Here is a 15,534-nt window from a genome sequence, read left to right on the forward strand (position 1 = left end):
CTAGCGACACGCCGCGCGTGATCACCGTCGAACGCGCACTGTGTACCCGCGCTTTCCCGAAGTTCGGGCGCTCCTGGAATTGCAAGCCTGCTATATGCCGCTGCCCGAAGAACTAGAATAGATGAGTCGATCAACGGGCGGCGAACGGCCTCGACCGAGTTTGATAGTGCTGCTGAAGGTCTTTAGCCGCTGCACCATTTCCCGCCGCTGGACGGCATTCCGGTTGCCTTAAATTGGCATGTTCCGTTCCATTGATCCCTGAAGGCCGCACCGGACTGAAAGGTTTGTCAAACACTGTCGGCCAGTTCCGGATCCTGAAGCTACGCTGTCTGCGTCGAAAATGGATAACAATGTTCCCACCGGACGTTCTCCGGACCATCCGGACAAGACCACGCCAGATGAGCCTGGATCCCGCCACGCCGCCTATTATGTCGGCATTTCGTGGCTCGACCTGGCCGTCTCACTCGGCATAATGGTGATTGTCGGTGCCGTGGTGATCTGGGTGGCCATCCGCGTCATCCAGCCCGCTCCACCTAATACTCTGACAATCTCCGCGGGTCCCGAGTACAGCCGCTTCTGGTATGCCGCGCAAAAGTACAAGGAGATCTTCGCGCGCAACGGCGTAACGCTGCGCGTGCTGACGTCGTCAGGCACGCTGGAGAACCTCGATCGACTCGCCGATCCCGCCTTTCATGTCGATCTCGGTTTCGTGCAGAGCGGCCTTACGAGTATCCCGAGCGTCGTTTCGCCCGACACGCGGCAGGTAGGCCTGATGTCGCTCGGCAGCGTCAGCAATTGGCCGCTCTTCGTCTTCTATCGCGGCCCCGAGCTCACGCGGCTCTCGGAATTCAAGGGCAAACGGCTCGCCATCGGCCGCGAAGGCAGCGGCACGCGCCAGATCGTGCTGTTACTGCTGAAGGCAAACGGCGTCGAACCGAACAACAACGCGCAGATGCTGCCGCTCGTCGGCGAGGACGCCGTGAACGCCTTACTGGCGGGCAAGGTCGACGTGGCCTTCCTGACGGCTGATTCCGCGCGCCCCGCGCTCATGGAGAAAATGATCCGCACGCCCGATATCCGGCTCCTCGACTTCACGCAGGCGAAAGCCTACGTGCGCAGCTTCCCGTTCCTGAGCCAGTTCGAAGTGCCAATGGGCGCGTTCGATCTGGCCGACAACCTGCCTCCCAAACCCACGGCGACCATCGAGACAACCGTGGAGTTGATCGCGCGCGATACGCTGCACCCGGCGCTGTCGGATCTGGTCGTTGAGGCCGCCGGCGAGGTTCACGGCGGCGCAAGCCTGCTGCAGGCCGCCGGCGAGTTCCCGGCGCCCGTTGCCCACGATTTCCCGTTGAGTCCGGATGCCGCGCGCTACTACAAGTCCGGCAAGAGCTTCTTCTACCGGACGATGCCATTCTGGCTCGCGAGCCTCGTAGACCGCCTCCTGGTGTTGGTCGTGCCTATCGTCGTCGTGCTGATACCTGTGTTGCGCTTCGTGCCGCCCCTGTACGCGTGGCGCGTCAAGTCGCGCTTCCACCGGCGCTACGGCGAGCTGATCGCACTTGAGCGCAGCGTGCTCGACGACCCTTCCGAACAGAATTATGTCGAGTTCACCGAGAAGCTCAATGCGATCGAAAAAGGTCTCAACAAACTTCAGATGCCGATCGCCTACGCTGATCACTTTTACGCGCTGCGCGAGCACATCAGTTATGTGCGCTCCCAGATCGCAGCACTACGGCGCGGTAACGATTCCCGAGCATAAGTCAGCGCGAGCGTGGGCGGCCATAATAGTCGCGGGTATATAGGCCACTAAATACCTCGCTACGCAAAATTGCCTTCTTGAAGCACGCCATCGTGCAACGCCGCGCCTGGAACCGCGCTGCTATATTTAGACAATCCACGCCGCCCGGTGCTACAGCCCACGGAGGTCCTTCATGGTTCGACTGGTCATGATCCTTCTCGGCGTCGACTATCTGCGCACGCGCTGGAAGGCGCTGATGGTTGTGGGATGGCTCAGCGTCGCGCTGGGCGTTGAAGTGTTCATCGACATGATGGACGGCTCGCTCTACTTTCCGCTCAAGCCGTTCGCTTTCCTGCTGCTTCTGGAAGGTCTCTCGACGCTGGCCGTCGCGTGGACCGGCATGGGCGGCCAGCGCAAATTGCGCTACGTGAAGGGCTCGGCCTCCACGCTGGCGGCCACATTGATCCTGATCGGCACGCTGCACGCCAACTTTATTCTCGCGATGATCTTCGGCACGCTTTTCTTCGCCGACGGCGTACTGCAGATCATTTCCGCCCGAATCGTGCGGTTCCGGCGCTGGCGTCTTGCCATTGCGGGTGGCGTGTTCGAGATGGTGGTGGCGTTCATCTTCTACTTGCCCTATCCCGTGCCGTATGCGGGGACGATTCCATACTGCGTGTCGCTCGGCCTGCTGTTCGGCGGCTGGAACATGATCCTGCTCGCCATGCGCGTGCGCCGGATGGAGCACAACCCCGCGGTGGCGGATTCCGTGCCGCCGCCTGCTGTTGCGCCCGAAACGGAACGGGCCAGTTCGAGCGTAACGGAATGGGACGGCCCGCCATCCGACGACGAACGCGCCCTCACCATTCACGTCTGGACGCCGGCCGCCACCGCCAAGGCCGAGGCGCAGCCACGTGTGATCGTGAACCGCTATATCGCGGCCGTCGACCGGAACGGCGCGATATCCACCGGCCACGCGGCGCTGGAGTCGCCTGAAGGCATATATATCAGCCTGTATCCGGGCACGGAAATCGATCGTTCGCCTGAGGAATTCGGGCGCATCCTGCGTGCGACGCGGGAAAACGACATTCCGGGCGTCTTCCAACCAGACTACGGGACCGAGGCCAATGCGTGGTGCGAGTCGACCGTCAAGGTGCGTATCCGCAACTATGATCCGCAACGCTTGCAACGGTTTTGGGACGCGTATCGACAGGACACGACCTATAACCTGACGTATCGCAATTGCTCGAGCACAGTGGCGCGCGCGCTCGAAGCGGCGATCGAAGGTGCGTCGGCGCGGGTGTGGGCAAAGTCCGGCGGCTGGAAACCGCTGGTGCGGGTGATGTCGACGCCCGAATTGTGGGTCGCCGCTCAGGTGCGCAAACGCGCGGCAACGATGGCATGGACGCCCGGCCTGACCCTCGACTATGCTCGCGCGCTCAGCATGCTCGCCGATCCGAGGCCGCTCGGCTGGGTCAAGATGGCGCGGCTCGCGCTCAAGACGATGTACCGCTCGCGTCGCCGCTGGCAGGCCGAGAAGACCGAACAGGCGAGCGCGTCGGCCCTCGGCGAGACGTCGGCACAAGGAGCCAAGCGGACAGAAGCCTGAAGAAAACAGTCTCGGAGGGTGGCGCGCACGGGGGCGTCGCCCTTGGCAACGCGGTCGCGGTGCGGCGCTGATCGTAAAAATAAAAACAGTAAAGAATCGCCTTTGTATGTTTTTGGTTTCGACTACTACGCGCGGCGGTCAAAACCGCTAGTGCGCAGGCATTTACGATCGAACGGAAAGTGAAAAGTATCACGATAAGCCGAGACGCGGTCGGAGGTGTGGACGACCCCCGTCGATCTCCGACCGCCCGTCGCGTCGCCTGTCGACCCGTTGTTGTCGTTCAGGTTGCTCCACTGAATGTCCAACCATTCGCCCGAAGCGGCCGACTTCGAGCGCCTGACATATTTTTTGTCGGCGGCGTTTAGCAGGCAAAAGGCTCATACTTAACACACGTCTTCTTGGCGTGGTCTGACACGCTTCATGCGACGCCGCCACCGGTTGTCGGGCTCACGGGCGAGTATCTCGCCACTGAGCGGCCACTCTGATACCGGAAGGAGGTTCCGATGATGCACGATTTCCTGTCGAACAATCGCGCCGAGCTTATTCAAAGGTGTCGCCTAAAGGTTGGCAGCAGGCCGGCCCGGGCGGCTTCTGTGGAGCAGCTTAAGAATGGTGTGCCGCTCTTCTTGGACCAGCTTATAAAAACGCTCCGGATCGAGCAGACGGGCAGCCCGTTCGAGAGCCGAGAAGTCTCAGGACCGGCCAGCGGCATTGCCGCTATGTCGGAAATAGGAACGTCGGCTGCCCAACACGGACATGAACTTCTTCGGCTAGGATTCACGGTCGATCAAGTGGTGCACGACTACGGTGATCTCTGCCAGGCGATTACAGATCTGGCTCACGACCGCGATGCTCCGTTTCAGATTGACGAGTTCAGGACACTGAACCGTTGTCTTGATAACGCGATTGCTGATGCAGTCACGGAATTCAGCTATCAACGGGACCATCTTGCCGATAAACAACGGACGCACGAGGCTCACGAGCAAGCGGGTTTTTTCGCACATGAATTGCGTAATGCTCTCTCGGTTGCAACGCTCGCGTTTGAAGCGGCAAAGGCCGGGAATTTGACCTTGTCTGGTGCCACCGGGGCTGTGCTGCAGCGCGGCTTGATGGGGTTGCGCACCCTAATTGATCGATCGCTGGATGACGTTAGGGAATCAACCGACAGGAGTGAATTGGCACTGCTGTTTTCGCTTGCCGATTTCATCGCTGAGGTCAAACACGCAGCGGAACTCGCGGCTCGTGTGAGAGACTGCAAGCTCTCGGTTTCCTTCGTGGACCCACATCTCGCAGTGGTCGGCGATCGAGACCTTTTATATGCCGCGGTCGGAAACCTCCTGCAAAACGCCTTCAAATTTACGCGCGCGCACACCGAAGTGACGTTGAACGTGTACGCCATGGCCGACCGCGTCTTGATAGATGTGAAAGATCATTGCGGCGGACTGCCGGTTGGCAGCGTGGAACACATGTTTCGACCCTTCACGCAGCACTCTGCCGACAAGAGCGGCCTTGGCCTCGGTTTGTCAATCGCGAGAAAGAGCGTGGAATCTTACGGTGGAACGTTGAGCGTCTCGGACGTCCCTGGTATCGGCTGCGTCTTCACGGTCAGCCTACCCCGTTATTCGATGCCGGCGGCCTGATCGCAGGCTGGCTAGCTTGCGGACAAGGGACAAACCAGTTTGGACTACCATTGAGGTGTGGCTGCTCTTCAATCCGGCGCGGCGGTTCAGGACATGCAACAGTGCGTCCGTCCGATTTCGACTGCATGACTAAGCCGCGCAATTCGTGTTACGTGGACAAGGCAACAGTGGTTCTTAATTTCGCAGCCGCTCCATGTCGCACCGTGCATCGTTATTTCATACACTCCCGCCTCGGGTAGCGACACAAATCCGGAAACGCAGAATAAATGCGTCAAATCGGAAGAGTCTTCCGCATTAACCATGCTGAAATTCTCTGACGCCAAGCCAACAACTGGGCGACCATCGTAATATTGCACCGTTACGCGAATTGGCAAAACTGTTCGGGTGTCGCACTCCAGCGAGGACAGGCACCGCTCGAACAAGGCGTCTACCTTCAGGCGGATTGGTTCGCGCAGGGGTTGCGGCGGAATTTGGACCAAGGTTTGAGTTGCGGTTTGCATTCTTCCTCCTGCTTAGACCATGCTCATACGCAATGTAAGCATATTTCACTCCAGCCTTCGCTACAGGTGAACGAAGCGTGCGCCTAGCCGGAAAACCGCGACACGCTAAGGACGGCTCTCGCGATAGCTGAGGACTGGTCGTCGATCCCCTCCGAGCGGTAATACAACATCCATTGTCAAAAGCAGGCCCGCGCGAATAAATCGCATCGATGTCCGCATAAGAACAGCCGAGCTGTGTATGGCGGCCATGTGCCGAACTTCGGTCGTTGCGTTGCGTTGCGCGAATGCCTCTTGATGGCCGGACCTTGCCGGTCAGTGGAGCAAGCAATTGGAAACCGCTCACTAAACGTGAGTCTGTCGCAGTCCATCGCCGCAGTTTGCCGCCAGCGCCGACTCTGCACTGCGGCTTGCCCTCACGGGCGGAATTCCGCGACATCTGGCGACATAGTTTGCGCATGGTTTTTAACCAGACCGAACACTACATTAGCTTCATCCGACGTGATAGCAGCCTTTTCCCGCAAACGACGCGTCCAATCTCAACCGGTTATCTGCCCATCATGGTTACCACTGGAAAAATCGCTCTTTGCGCTACGTTGTTCGTCATCGCCGTCTCGCTGATCGAGGCATGCGTGCTCACCCGCAGACAGCGCAATAGCGCAACGCCTTTTGACTGGCATGAAGTGTGGATTTCACTGGCCGATGTGGCCGGTCGCAAGCTGCTCGCACTGCTGCCGCTTTCGCTCGCGACCCCGATTTTCGCGCTTGCCTGGGATCACCGAATCTTCACCGTCACGCTCAACAGCGCGCTGATGGTGTTCCTGCTCTTTATCGGCCAGGAGTTCTGCTACTACTGGTACCACCGCGCGTCGCACCGCATTCGCTTTTTCTGGGCAACGCATGCGGTTCACCACTCGCCGAATCAACTGACGCTTTCGTCTGCTTACCGGCTTGGCCTGACCGGCAAGCTGACTGGCTCAGCGATGTTTTTCGCACCCCTCGCGTGGCTTGGCGTGCGTCCGGAAATCGTGCTGGCGACGCTAAGTTTTAATCTGCTTTATCAATTTTGGCTGCATAACACATGGACCCCGAAACTCGGCTGGCTTGAATATGTGTTCAATACGCCATCCGCGCATCGCGTACACCACGCATCGAATGCCGACTATCTCGATGCGAACTTTGGCGGCGTACTCGTCATATTCGACCGCTTGTTCGGTACGTATGTCGAAGAACGCGCTGATGAGCCGTGCCGCTATGGTCTCACTACACCAACGTGCTCTCACAATCCGCTAGTCGTCGAATTCGAACACTGGGTCAGCCTCGCCCGTGATGTCGTGTCGGCGGGGAGCGTGTGGACTGCGATCAGCTACGTGATGCTGCCGCCGGGCTGGCGCGTGGACGGTTGCGGCCAAACAACCGAAGCGCTGCGTCAGCAGAATCTGGCCGCACGTCGCACTGTCCCAGTCACTACGCAGGGACGGTGACGGAATTTCCCGCTACGGCTTGAGTTCATACCAGCGATATTGTGCGTTCCCCACCAAGATAAGCTGGGCGGCCAACGCTTTTCTGCGAGGATTCGGCCGTTCGCGACTGTCGCTGATCGACCCGAAGCAGCCTTTCAGTTCACTCCAAAGCGGCCGTTCCCGAGCCTCCACGGCGCTCATTGTCGGCTGCCCAAAAGCTGAGGCATAAATCGGCCGAGACGATGTGGATACGGCACTCTCACCGGTCCTTGCAAACGACCACAACTGCGTCCAGTCCGAGAAGCAGTACGTCATGCGAGAAGCAGGCCGCCTCAACGCACAAAGGCGGCCTGACCGAGCTGGGCCGCAATGTCACGAAGGCGAGCAGCACACATGCCAGAACGGTCGGACTTGAACCTTGCGCTCTCGGACGACGCGCTACCCGCCGCGCGACAACTGCGCAACGCGACCTGGCGCCTATCCATTCCCGCCGTGCCACAGCGTCAGTTTGTTCGAGATGACAAGTACCCCCGGGACAGTCCGCGCAATCTGCTCAGCCTGGCGAATCTCATCGCCGCTATGCACTGTCCCGCTCAGGAACACCGCGCCGTCGCGCGCACGGACAAACACGCCTGCTACGTTGAAACCAGGCGCCTGAGCCAGCGCTTGCCGGACTGCCCTCGACAGACCGCTGTCGGACTGCGCCTCCGCATCGCCGCTGATCAAATGCGGCGGCGCCGGCCCGGTGTACGTTGGACCCGTCTGCACGCAAGCCGACAAAGCCGCCGTCACCCCTACAGCTGCCCACAAAGTCCGTACAAGTTTGCAGATCATGACCTTTGTCCGGTGGCAATTCGTGGCACGCGCCAAAACACCGTATAGAAAAACAGCATAGCAGTAGCCCGGACGGACATCGGGCGCAATCGAATTGCGCTGGCGTCGGAGGTATCCAGTTGCAGTGTGATGATCGGTCCGCCTCGGTCAGAAGTCGACCCGTTGTGGCCCTTCAGCGAGCTTCTCCAAATGTCCCAACCTCGCCGAAAAGCGGCTGTTGCTCCTCCCGACTGCGTGCCGCATGTAGAGACCTGAGGCAGATGTCGGCGTGCGTGGCGTGTCTGAGCGCTATGCGATATCGGCTACTTACGCAAACCACCGAAATTGTGTCCGATAAGTTGCATCTCAAGATCCTTAAGATTCTTGTAGATATGTGGGAAGCGCAACGTGCCTTCTCTCAGGATCAACACATACAGCAGTGACGCTCGACGCAAAGGCTTATCCGCCTCCGCGAACTCTCTCATTTTTACCAAATTGTTTGCTTGATTTATCAATGCGGCAGCATGATCCTCACGCTCTTTGGCAATGTTTTCCGGTGGACTGGCAATAAATAGAGTGTCGGCCTCACGCTCCAGGATGATCGCCTTTTTGAAATCACCACGGCCGCACTCGTCGCAGGCAAGGCTGTCCAACGCTTTTGCCAGTGGGAAACGATTCGCGTCAGGGGAAAAATCATACGACTCGCGAGCATAGTCTACTGCCTTAACTGAGGCGTCATACGCGTCATCGGGAAGGCCAACGGCACTAAAAGCAGCAGATACATTTACGAGCACTTGTTGCATGAAAGGTACTATGCGACGAAATTGAAGTAAGTCAGAGTCGTCAACCACACTTGTAGCAGATTGAGCAATCTCCGCGATCTGAATGGCTCGCATCGCATCGCCTCGGCGAGTGGCAGCATTTGTAGCATTTGCAAGAAATTCGAATAATGGCTCGATGATATTTTTCAGCGTGACCGCTGATGCTTGCCGGATTTGAGTTAGTAGCGAATCACTGAGTATCCACGCACTCTCGAATTCTTCGGGAGATAGTCTAATTGACGTGTATATCCACTGGCTCAAAAGCCTGGTATAGCGGTAAAGATAAGCGTCACTATTTTTTTTCTGGAAAATCGATAAATCCCGCTCTGCTTGGACAAGTAATGTATGAGATTCTCTGTAACGATCTGCCCTAGCCTCGCGGGTCGCCAGACCAATTCTGTTACCGCTCATTAACCACGCGACGTTGGGATCGTCCGTAACCAGCGTTTGCAGAATGTTATAACCTGATTCAAACCACTCCCGTGAGGTGGTTAAATCTTCGACGAAAAACGCGGCGTCGGCGTACGCGGTCGCTAGTTTACAAAGGGCCATATTGCTTTCATTAAGCTCAAAGTCAACCGATAGTTGCTCAGATTCCCTGTCTTGAGTCCATATTATTCCTTGAAGCCCTCGTACGTCGTCGGGAAATTCTAATTTTCGCGCAAGAATTTCTCGTGTCCACGCTCGCGAAACCTCGATCAAATTCGGAGTAGCCGATCCTAAATTTCGGAGGCTAGAAGTTAAGACTTTTAGCGATATTTTTGGGGCGGCCTCTGAGAGCGCAAGAACTAAGCCACCGCGCTCCAAGGCAGCGATCCTTAAAAGTCTCGCGGTATCCGCCTCATCCGTGGACTCTATCGCTAGCAACATTGAACGAATTGCAGCATATCGACTGCGCCGGTCATGTCGGCTTGAGCCGATCCGGTTCGCAACCGTGAACGCGTTTTGCTGTTCGCGAGGCCCGAACTTTGCCACCTTCTGCAACAGGTTTGGGTCGTAAGCTAATGCTTCGGCGCATATTCGCTCCCCCATCAGATCGGGCTTCGCAGGAATCAAGCGCTCATGTCCGTTCACTGCCTCCATGTAGAGGAAAATGACACATCGCCGGACGACCTGTAGTTCTTCGTCCAATTCTTCCTGAGACGCAGATTCCCTGAACTTCTCGCGTGCCGACGTAATAATAAGATTAAGGTCCGCCGCCATTTTCTCTCGACTGTCGCGTTGCGGCGTGCCTTGAATCAACGTTAATGCCGCGACGCAGTTTTGAATCATCAGTACCTTTCTGTTCCCTAAACGAACAATATCAAGTGGGGCGAGACCCAGCCAGCGCGCCCAATGGCGCTTTTCCTCTCGCACCAATTCACTGACGGGTGTCGTTTCGATACGGGCACCTAGGACACTTAAATAAGCTTCTATCGCCACATTGAGCGGACTTCGATCGCCTCGATCTTGCATCCGACCAACCGGCGCTGCCTTCGTCCGCCAGCTTTTTGATACCAATTCAGGAGCCGCGTCCGGGTGATTCAGGCGTGTTGCGAATGCTTCCGCCGCACGATGAAACAGAGTTCTAGCTTGTTCGACGCTAAATGACGTGTGCCTCAAATCGACCGGCGCTTGCGCAAACGTGAGCGCCACACCTCGGACGTCTCGTATCATCTCCTCCCACCAAAAGGAAGCGCTCCTCGTGAGCAGCATGATGCGCACCGGAAGCGTCTTGGATGCTTCCAGCGCGGCATTTGCGATACGTTCGATTTGGTCCCATCGCCCGTCGGTGTAGTCCAAAGCCAGAAATACGCCCACAGCCTGCCGTTGGCGAGCATTCTCAAATAAGAGGTCAACGTCAAATGGCGAGTCAAGGGTTGCTCGATTGACAATTCCTGCAAACCATCCACGGCTTGATAACTCAGATGTCACTTCTAACGCCAAGCGCGTTTTTCCGGCCCCCCCGGGCCCTACGTAGAGTCGCCCTTGACATTGAACATTGCTAGTTAATGTCCAACTTAAGAGGTCTGCCTTTCGGCCTAGATCATCTGTATATGGAACGACACCGTACTCCGCAACAAGTAGGTTTGATGGAGCACGGCCGAGAACCTCCGGGGTGAGTGGCGCGAACGTTGAGGTGATTTGAACGTGCAAGCCGAGGCGCTTTTCGACCCCCTGCAGGGAAGTGTGAATGTTTATCGCGGTCTCCTCGCTCGCCACCTTGGGGGCGAGCATCGGCGCTAAAGCGCCAACAGCGCCAACAGCGCCAATAATCCCACCCAGGAGCGCAAGTTGGTTCTTTTTGACAACGACCCAGTTTCCCCAGTCTGCAACGCTTAAGATATTTTTCGGAAACTGGACGGAATCGGTCCCGCCCTTTAAGCTGGTGTAAAGTGCAACTACGCCAAACAGAAAGAGCAACGCGCAGATTGCAAGCGAGCCTATTTTTACGTTTCGCTTCATTTTCCTTTCCTAGCTGTTGCGTAGCGCGCGTCGGGAGGGATCTGACCCAAGTCGCATTCCTGATCCCAGCTGGACGGCGACTGTATTTTTATAGAACGATTTTCATTGATCCGTCTGATGCGGCAACGACGTGCCGGCACCAGCGCAGAGCCCCCCATCCCGAGTCGACCAGCGCTCCGAGAGGCAATATCGCCCGTCCTCGGAAATCGACCAACTACCCGTGGTATTCCGGACGGATTGCTTACCACTTGGTCCAGGAAGACGGCTTACAGTCGCGGTCCCGTCCTCGTTGTTGGTCCATCTTCGTATGTTTCCTTTCTCGATCGTACGTCCATTGCCGATCCCGGAACGGCTTTCATCAGTTCCTCTCTTGTCATTACAGACTGCTCCTAGGCGGCCAAAACGGTCGACATGCCAAGCAGGCAACAAAGTACCGTTACTCTCACCGCATTCATAGACCGCCTCCATGGCACGCCGGCCAAAAACACCAAAACCGACATTGGTGATGGCCGCCACGCAATCATTCTGCGAGCAGACGTGTCTGTATGTTCGTAAGCGCTCGATCTGGCACACGGGACCAACGTGACCGCGTGGCAACGGTCGCGTCAATACGGTGGTTGGGCCAAGCGTTGTTACGCGGTCAAGTCGTAGGCTTCGAGAAGTTAAACGGCAGCAGGTCGCTAACATCGGCGTCTAATGCCCGTTGCGGCAATTCGCTGAGTACCCGTACGAGGTATGCATAAGGTTCGACGTTGCACGCTCGGCACGTGAGCATCAAGCTGTAGATCATGGCACTGGCCTTCGCACCAGCAACCGTGTCACTGAACATCCATGAGGATCTGCCGGTACAGAATGGCCTGATGTCGCGCTCGATCACGTTGTTATCGATTGGGGCACGCCCATCGTTCACGTAGCGGCTCAGGTACGTCCACTGATTGCGTGTATAGGAGATCGCCTTGCCCAGCAGGCTCTCAGGAAGGATCTGGGGTGCCAGTTCGTCAAGCCATTTCCTGAAGGATTCGAGCAGCGGCACGCTGTGTTGCTGGCGCAGCCGGAAGGTGTAATCGACGCGCGTCTCGCTTTCGGGCAGATCCCCCTTTGCGAGTGTTTCGACCTGGTAGAGCGCCTTGAAGTATTCCAGTGCATCTGCTGCACGCCCGCCTGGTTTCTTCATGCTCTTGAAGGCATCAACAAATGTGCGGCGCGCGTGGGCGAGGCAGCCGAAGTGGGTCGGACCTTCGAGCGTGCGCCAAGCGGCGTATCCATCGGTCATAAGCAGGCCCTTGTAGCCCGCGAGGAACGCTTGGGGATATTGCTGTGCGCGCCCCGGCTGGTAGTCGAACAGCACGACGGGTTCGGAGCAGTCTTCAGCGCTACGGTACACCCACATATACGAGGTGCTCTGGGCGGTTTTGCCCGGTTCCTTGAGCACCTGTACCGTTGTTTCGTCGCCGTGAATCAGCTGTTGCGACAGCAATGTCTTGCGCAGCGCCTCGTACACACGGCTGTAATGCAACTCAGCAGGCCGGATGATCCAGTTCGCCAGCGTAGCGCGTCCGACTTCGATGTCCGCGCGCGCCAGCGCATGGGCCATCCGGTATAACGGTGTTCCGTCAACGTATTTGCCCGCGGTGACCGTGGCGATCATCGCCGCACTGGCGTTGCTGCCCGGCAATGGCTGGGCCGGCATCGGTGCCGTGATGACCGGCGTGCGCTCGGCGTGGCGTTCGCAGTGGCGACACGCATATTTGAAGCGCACGTGCTGGAGCACCGACGCCTTTACTTCGATGTGCAACTGTTCGCTAAGCTCTTCACCCATGCGGTGCAGTGCGTGCGCGCAGCACGGACATACCTTCGCGCTCTCGGGCAGGTCATATTCGATGCGTTGGCGTGGCAGGTGCGCCGGTAAAGGCTTACGTCCCGGTTTGCTTCTCGTGGGTGCCGGCGGATCCGGCAGGCCCGTGTCGGGGAGCACAAACGCGTCGTCAGTAACGCCGGCGTCCATGTCGTCGGACTCGCAGCCGGCGATCTGTTCGGCCTCGTCGAAGACGCGATCCTTGAGCTTCTCGCTGCTTGGGGCGAATCGCTTGCTTTGCGCGAGGCGAAACTGCTCTTCGAGCTGAGTGATCCGTTCGCCCAATTGCCGGTTGCGTGTCTCGAGTTCACGGATATAGGCCTGGGCGGCCGGCGGCAATCGGGAGAAGTCGTCCTCGTTCATGCCTCCACGATAACGAAGTCGCGCGCGCGATGGGTTTACGGGAATTTGTAACAGGCCAGCCGATGCTCACAGGTGACGCGCAATGCTCAACTGGCGTGATGGTACGACCGTACCGGGTGGCGGCGCACAGCATCAATGTCGATGCCATCCAGGAGCCAGTGCAACTGCTCGCTTGTCAGCTTGACTACGGTCTGCTGCCGTCGTGGCCAGACGAAGTGGTCTTCTTCGAGGCGCCTCAACATCATCCAGAAACCGTTGCGATCGTAGAACAACAGTTTGACCCGGTTGCGTTTGCGGTTGTGGAAGGCGAACACGGCGCGTGCAAACGGATCGAGTTGCATGGACTGCTCGACAAGCGTCACGAGACTATTGATGCCGGCCCGGAAGTCGATCGGTTCGCGATGCAGGAAGACCGTCAGGTCTGCTTCGAAGCGAAACATCAACGCGCTCCCAATGCGGTAACCATCGCATTGACGATTGCCACGTCCTCTGCTGAACATTCGAGCTCGAGCTTCACGCCGTTGGGCAGGTGGGCAGACAGCCGTGCCAGTCGGGTTGAGCGTGGAGAAACGCAGGATGATTCCGCTCGGGTGGCACGGTGCGACGCGGGCGCGGATGCCATGACTGCTGTCGGCTCGTCGATTGCGACCACAGGAATAAAAGCTGACGCTGCAACCGGTCCGTCGTGGGAGGTTAGGGACTGGGGCTGTTCACGCGCGCGAACCCATTTATGCAACTGGTTGGCGTTCACCCCAGCCTTCAGGGCAAGGCCCGATAACGAGGCACCGGGCCGCATACAGGCTTCGACCAGCCGTCGTTTGTCCGCCGGATCGAAGCTTCGTTTGCCGCCGACACCAACACGCGTCACGCGTAAGGGCAAAAAACTGAGGTCATCTTCTGTCATGGATTGCGTCCGCAAAGTTGGGTTGCGGACGCAATCGTGAGCCTTCTTAACAACGCAAGCTAGGTGTGCGAAATTGCGCGCTTACGTATGTTCGATGCCGTACCGTCTTGTAGTAACTGCTTGGGAACGCAATTCAATACTGGTATCGGCCCCAACATGGAGTAGTCGCGATGACGACTACGAGCCAGATTTCGGCCGTTCGCCGGGAACCGATCAGTGTCCCTTGATGGCCGGGTCCTGCCAGCCGCCGACCGGTGACAAGGGTTCAGTCGCGTCCATCACTAACAACCCGCCTCAACCCGCCTCAACCCGCCGCAATCCCCAGCAGCCACGCGAGCAGCGGTTTTAATTTCTCGCGATATTCATTGCGCGGCGGATGCACGAGGTAATACCCCGAACCCGTTTCAAGCACGCGTTCAAACGGCGCCACAAGCGCGCCGCTCGCGAGGTTCTCCTGCACCAGATTCAAGTCTCCCAGCGCCACGCCATGACCTCGCACCGCCGCGCCAAACGCGAGGTCGAGCGTGTCGAACACCTGCTCGCGATACGTATGCGACGCCAGTTCATCGCTTTCCTGCTGCAGCCATAACATCCAGCCGCGCCTGCCAAAGCTCGAATGCAGCAGCGTGTGATGTTTCAGATCTGCCGGCTTGATCAACGGATGCGGGCCATGCGCCGTCTGCGGCGAACACACGGGCGTCAATCGTTCGCGCATCAGACTGGTCGCTTCGAGTCCTTCCCATCGTCCATTACCGAAAAGGATGGCCGCGTCCAGCGTGCCTTCGCCGAAATTGGTCGGCAGGAACCACGCGGTGTCGATGTTCAACTGCGTGCCCGGCACCTCGGCGTAGAAGTCGGGAAGGCGCGGCAGCAGCCAGCGCGCGGCCAGCGTAGGCGTGACCCGCAGCGTGACGGTCTGGCCTCCCGTGCTGATGATATGCATCGACCGGCGAGCGGTTGCAAGCAACTCTTCCACGATAGGCACAAGCCGCTGACACTCTGCCGTCGGCACCACCATCCGCGTGTGCCGCACGAACAATGCGCAGCCGAAATACTCCTCGATCTGCTGGATATGCCGGCTCACCGCGCTCTGGCTAAGGAACAACTGCTGCGATGCCGCCGTGAAATTGCCGCAACGGGCGACAACCAGCAGCGATTGCAGCACGTTGAACGGCGGGTAGCGCTCGATTTTCATTTATGCGAGTTGTGCATGGTAACCATGAGATTTTACCGTTTGTCGCTTAAAAATTGGCGTTCATAAAATCGCCTCAAGAGTTAAGGCTTCTTGTTCGCTCCAAAAGCGCAAGGAGCCTGGCGCTAGAGGTTCACTGCGCCATACCGAGCCAATACCGAATCAACCAGCCCGCATTCAAACCATCCACT

At 58.0% G+C, this 15,534-nt stretch carries 10 protein-coding genes; 4 read left to right on the forward strand and 6 right to left on the reverse strand.

Translation table 11 applies throughout. The features are described 5' to 3' along the window. Positions 1–340 precede the first annotated feature (340 nt). The 4 genes from SBC1_RS29750 to SBC1_RS29765 all read left to right on the forward strand — a co-directional run bounded on the left by SBC1_RS29750 (position 341) and on the right by SBC1_RS29765 (position 6,971). On the forward strand, positions 341–1,762 hold the full coding sequence (locus tag SBC1_RS29750) for a TAXI family TRAP transporter solute-binding subunit (protein ID WP_165103391.1): 1,422 nt from the start codon (positions 341–343) through the stop codon (positions 1,760–1,762). A 172-nt stretch (positions 1,763–1,934) separates the two neighbouring features. Next, positions 1,935–3,350 carry an HdeD family acid-resistance protein gene (locus SBC1_RS29755; RefSeq protein WP_165103394.1) on the forward strand — a complete coding sequence of 472 codons (1,416 nt, stop codon included), beginning with the start codon at positions 1,935–1,937 and terminating at the stop codon, positions 3,348–3,350. Between the two features lie 503 nt (positions 3,351–3,853). Next, a complete protein-coding gene (locus SBC1_RS29760) occupies positions 3,854–4,990 on the forward strand; it encodes a sensor histidine kinase KdpD (protein ID WP_206366143.1) in 1,137 nt (378 codons plus the stop codon). 1,057 nt (positions 4,991–6,047) lie between these two features. After that, positions 6,048–6,971, forward strand: coding sequence for a sterol desaturase family protein (locus SBC1_RS29765; protein WP_165103397.1), 924 nt, complete (start codon positions 6,048–6,050; stop codon positions 6,969–6,971). Positions 6,972–7,427: 456 nt separating this feature from the next. On the opposite strand, the gene SBC1_RS29770 is transcribed toward SBC1_RS29765, so the two are convergent. The 6 genes from SBC1_RS29770 to SBC1_RS29795 form a co-directional block, all read right to left on the reverse strand. Further along, positions 7,428–7,784, reverse strand: coding sequence for a BON domain-containing protein (locus SBC1_RS29770; RefSeq protein ID WP_165103400.1), 357 nt, complete (start codon positions 7,782–7,784; stop codon positions 7,428–7,430). Between the two features lie 302 nt (positions 7,785–8,086). Next, positions 8,087–11,029, reverse strand: a complete 2,943-nt coding sequence (locus tag SBC1_RS29775) for a hypothetical protein (protein WP_165103403.1) — start codon at positions 11,027–11,029, stop codon at positions 8,087–8,089. 640 nt (positions 11,030–11,669) lie between these two features. Next, positions 11,670–13,247, reverse strand: coding sequence for an IS66 family transposase (locus SBC1_RS29780; RefSeq protein ID WP_165102099.1), 1,578 nt, complete (start codon positions 13,245–13,247; stop codon positions 11,670–11,672). 86 nt (positions 13,248–13,333) lie between these two features. Next, complete coding sequence (gene tnpB, locus SBC1_RS29785) at positions 13,334–13,687, reverse strand: IS66 family insertion sequence element accessory protein TnpB (protein ID WP_062093253.1); 354 nt, start codon at positions 13,685–13,687, stop codon at positions 13,334–13,336. Then, positions 13,687–14,151 carry a transposase gene (locus tag SBC1_RS29790; RefSeq protein ID WP_165102103.1) on the reverse strand — a complete coding sequence of 155 codons (465 nt, stop codon included), beginning with the start codon at positions 14,149–14,151 and terminating at the stop codon, positions 13,687–13,689. Before SBC1_RS29790 ends, tnpB begins: the two co-directional genes overlap by 1 nt. A gap of 304 nt (positions 14,152–14,455) precedes the next feature. Beyond that, positions 14,456–15,346, reverse strand: a complete 891-nt coding sequence (locus SBC1_RS29795) for a LysR substrate-binding domain-containing protein (protein WP_165103405.1) — start codon at positions 15,344–15,346, stop codon at positions 14,456–14,458. Positions 15,347–15,534 lie beyond the last annotated feature (188 nt).

Origin of the sequence: Caballeronia sp. SBC1, from assembly GCF_011493005.1 — a bacterium.
Lineage (GTDB): Bacteria > Pseudomonadota > Gammaproteobacteria > Burkholderiales > Burkholderiaceae > Caballeronia.

Coding starts and splice junctions, on each gene's coding strand:
- SBC1_RS29750 (WP_165103391.1), top strand. CDS start 341: ATGGATAACAATGTTCCCACCGGACGTTCTCCGGACCATCCGGACAAG.
- SBC1_RS29755 (WP_165103394.1), top strand. CDS start 1,935: ATGGTTCGACTGGTCATGATCCTTCTCGGCGTCGACTATCTGCGCACG.
- SBC1_RS29760 (WP_206366143.1), top strand. CDS start 3,854: ATGATGCACGATTTCCTGTCGAACAATCGCGCCGAGCTTATTCAAAGG.
- SBC1_RS29765 (WP_165103397.1), top strand. CDS start 6,048: ATGGTTACCACTGGAAAAATCGCTCTTTGCGCTACGTTGTTCGTCATC.
- SBC1_RS29770 (WP_165103400.1), bottom strand. CDS start 7,784: ATGATCTGCAAACTTGTACGGACTTTGTGGGCAGCTGTAGGGGTGACG.
- SBC1_RS29775 (WP_165103403.1), bottom strand. CDS start 11,029: ATGAAGCGAAACGTAAAAATAGGCTCGCTTGCAATCTGCGCGTTGCTC.
- SBC1_RS29780 (WP_165102099.1), bottom strand. CDS start 13,247: ATGAACGAGGACGACTTCTCCCGATTGCCGCCGGCCGCCCAGGCCTAT.
- tnpB (WP_062093253.1), bottom strand. CDS start 13,687: ATGTTTCGCTTCGAAGCAGACCTGACGGTCTTCCTGCATCGCGAACCG.
- SBC1_RS29790 (WP_165102103.1), bottom strand. CDS start 14,151: ATGACAGAAGATGACCTCAGTTTTTTGCCCTTACGCGTGACGCGTGTT.
- SBC1_RS29795 (WP_165103405.1), bottom strand. CDS start 15,346: ATGAAAATCGAGCGCTACCCGCCGTTCAACGTGCTGCAATCGCTGCTG.